Here is a 1,277-nt window from a genome sequence, read left to right as displayed (position 1 = left end):
TGAAGTGACGATTAACAAACATATTTATACTTGTCATCATAGCACTTAATGCTACCATAGTTATACTGGTAGCTGATGCTGCTTCTGTTCCTGTTTCATTCACTTCCACAAATGTTTTATGTTTAATTTCATCAATATATAACTCTGGAGGAATAGGACGAATTCGAGAAAAATCTGCTTTCTTTCTGTCAAAAGCTATTTCCATTCCCAAAGCTTTTAATATGTCATTGAGGGTAACTTCATATTCATTTTTAAATTTGGGTAGAGTTAATGTGACTCATTGAGATTCAAACTTTAGCATCCAATTTTCCCAATTTTCTTCATTTAAAGTTTGATGGAATTTTTCTAATCCTATTTCTTCTTTGGGGAGAAATACATACATACTGACGCGACCTTCTCCGTAAGGTAAACTAATGGCTTGAAAAGTTTGATTTTCATAATATGAATATTGAGATAATTTGAACATTGTTGGATGTTGTTTTTCCATTCCATTAGATAGATAAAAAGGCTGCTCTTGGGTAGAAAAATTATCAAATTATTTTTGCCAGTTTCCTTTAAAATAAATAGCATTTAACAATACCATGACTGAATCACGATCTAGTGTTTCAATTATTTTATCAATTTTGCCTTTGGTATTATCTTTTATCCACTTATTGATAATTTCTGGAGTTTTCGGATTTTTCAAGTCAATTTCTCTTACTTGACTCTGATAAATTTCTTGGTTTATTTGTAGAAAGTTTTGCTCAAAAGGTATTCCGATTTTAGTCTATATTGAGTTAGAAATATTTAATTTAATTTCTGAATTTAAACTCTCTAACAAATTTCCTAATTGTTGATTTGCTTGATTTATTTCTTCTAAACTCATTCCCTGAAAGTTTAAAGTTTTAGCCATAGCTTTTTGAGTTTTTCCCCGAGCGCCATTGTAGGTCATTGATAGGGCGATCGCTATGCTAATGGGTGAGATAAAAATATTTTCATTTGCCTGGGATTTCTGAATTTCTGAAAATAGTTGAAAGGCAAATTTGTTATTGGCAGAAACTAATTTCTCAATCATGTCTATATCTCCGATTGTAAGCATTCATTTGCAAAAATACTTTTTTCCTATATATTCCCTGTTGCCTGTTGCCTGTTGCCTGTTGCCTAAAAGCGATAAATTTTTGGCTTTATTCACGCATTGAGATGCACCCTAATTTTCTGGATTGTAATTTCTCCCATAAATAGAATAGTGCCAGAATCATTCTCTGTAATTGTCAAAAAGAAGGGACGATCGACTAACA

General features: G+C 31.6%; 1 pseudogene. It reads right to left on the bottom strand.

Going from position 1 to position 1,277, the window contains the following annotated elements:
• Positions 1-1,054, bottom strand: a pseudogene (locus tag F6K13_RS33715) (serpin family protein); the annotation flags it as partial.
• Positions 1,055-1,277: the final 223 nt, after the last annotated feature.

It is taken from the genome of Okeania sp. SIO2B9 (assembly GCF_010672505.1).
Lineage (GTDB): Bacteria > Cyanobacteriota > Cyanobacteriia > Cyanobacteriales > Microcoleaceae > Okeania > Okeania hirsuta.
This window is presented reverse-complemented; position numbering and strand designations above follow the sequence as displayed.